The following is a 1,488-nucleotide window of genomic DNA, read 5'->3' as shown; positions in this document are numbered from 1 at the left end:
AAGGAAGGCTAGGTCCAACGGGGGCTGGGAGGACAGATTTCAATCCAGACTCGTTGTCAGAAACTTCCCGTGTGTCTCGCGCGCCGGGATCAGGGGAAAGCGTCCGGTGAAGGATCCCTGACCGGGCGGTCTTTCTCGAGAGACCCAACTAAAACACGGGGCGGCCGGTCTAGACTTCCCGCCATGGGGCAAGAAGCAGCCATCCAGGGCGCACGACAGAAGTTTCGGCCCGTGCCTTGATGTTCGGACATAGTGTTCAAGCGCATCTGAGCCTTTGGCCAGCTGACTCGGGAGGGCTTCGCGAGTCGATGCCTGGCCCAACTAGGTCGTTAATTGCAGTGTTTCCTCCCTCCTCAACGGGTCTGGTGGACGACCTTCAGATAGGCATGTTGATTGACACCGGACGTGACCTCGAACCCGGCTCCCAGACGATTGCAAAGTTGTCTTTCTGGGCCCCCGAAGGACAAGTATTCGCCGTTCAGGGTGCTGATTTTCGGATCTGGTACGCCGGTCGGATCGTCGGGGAGGGCCGGGTCCTCGAGGTGATCCCGGATTTGGTCTGATCTCGCCCTTGGCGTCCGGTGGGGGATCCGTCACCGGTCACCTTGGAGATCGACGGCGGCTTCCCCGGCACGAAGCGCACCCACCGGGCCGGGCTCGACCAGGCCCTTGCCGCGGTATGGGAGGGCAGCGTGTTCACCGTGACCAAGTTCGACCGGTTCGCCCGCGACGTGGGCGACGCGCACACCATCCTCGCCGAGCTGTCCAACCGGGGCGTGCTGCTCGCCATCGGCGGCTCGGTCTACGACTGGGCTTGGAGGCGCTAGTTTGGTGAGCGCTGGGTGCGCGGTGTCCTTGGCATGCCAGCCGCTCTACACCACCAGCACCTGCGAACGCCGCGGCCGCAGCAACCTCAGGCCCCTCACACTCACTGGGTGCCTGTAGAACGACAGAGGCCAGGCGTTTTCCACCGCATACAATGGGCCCCATGATTCGGTTCGAGGGCTCGGCGACGGTCCAACGGCCCCTCCACGAGGTATTTGCCTACGTCGCCGACTTCACCACGCTCCCTCAGTACGATCGCTATGTTGAGTCAGCTGAGCAGACATCACCCGGCCCGGTCGGCTCGGGCACGATGTGGACTCACCGCCGCGTCCAGGGCCGCCGCCGGTTCGACGCGCCGATCCGGATGGTCGACTTCGAGCCCGACCGCCGGTTCGTCATGGAGAGCGGATCAAACGGGTTTGCGGTTCGCTCCACCATGACTTTCGAGCCCGCCGGCGAGGGCGCGTCACGGTTCAGGGAAGTCCTCGAAATGCGGCTCTCGGGCTTCACCCGCCTGTTCGAACCGATTATTGCGCGGCAGGTGCCAAAGCAGGGCGCCGAAGTCCACCGGCGGCTCAAGGAAGTGCTGGAGAACCGACCCGCCTGACCGGTGACAGGCTCGCCACAACGGCAGATCGAACGGTCAGTAACGAAGTGTCCCGT

At 63.8% G+C, this 1,488-nt stretch carries 3 protein-coding genes; all 3 read left to right on the top strand.

Annotated features, from left to right (window positions below):
• The first annotated feature begins 365 nt into the window (after positions 1–365).
• The 3 genes from ACLN58_RS22115 to ACLN58_RS22105 all read left to right on the top strand — a co-directional run bounded on the left by ACLN58_RS22115 (position 366) and on the right by ACLN58_RS22105 (position 1,432).
• Positions 366–563, top strand: coding sequence for a hypothetical protein (locus ACLN58_RS22115; RefSeq protein WP_415857358.1), 198 nt, complete (start codon positions 366–368; stop codon positions 561–563).
• An 18-nt stretch (positions 564–581) separates the two neighbouring features.
• Entirely contained in the window at positions 582–827 is a 246-nt protein-coding gene (locus tag ACLN58_RS22110; protein WP_415857357.1) for a recombinase family protein, read from the top strand.
• 161 nt (positions 828–988) lie between these two features.
• Positions 989–1,432, top strand: a complete 444-nt coding sequence (locus tag ACLN58_RS22105; protein ID WP_415857356.1) for an SRPBCC family protein — start codon at positions 989–991, stop codon at positions 1,430–1,432.
• Positions 1,433–1,488 lie beyond the last annotated feature (56 nt).

The organism is Sinomonas sp. G460-2, from assembly GCF_047759905.1.
Lineage (GTDB): Bacteria > Actinomycetota > Actinomycetes > Actinomycetales > Micrococcaceae > Sinomonas.
The sequence above is the reverse complement of the archived record's forward strand: the minus strand, read 5'-3'. Positions and strand labels throughout refer to the sequence as shown.

Excerpts from the sequence above, each read along its gene's own strand:
- ACLN58_RS22105 (WP_415857356.1), top strand. The coding sequence starts at position 989 with ATGATTCGGTTCGAGGGCTCGGCGACGGTCCAACGGCCCCTCCACGAG.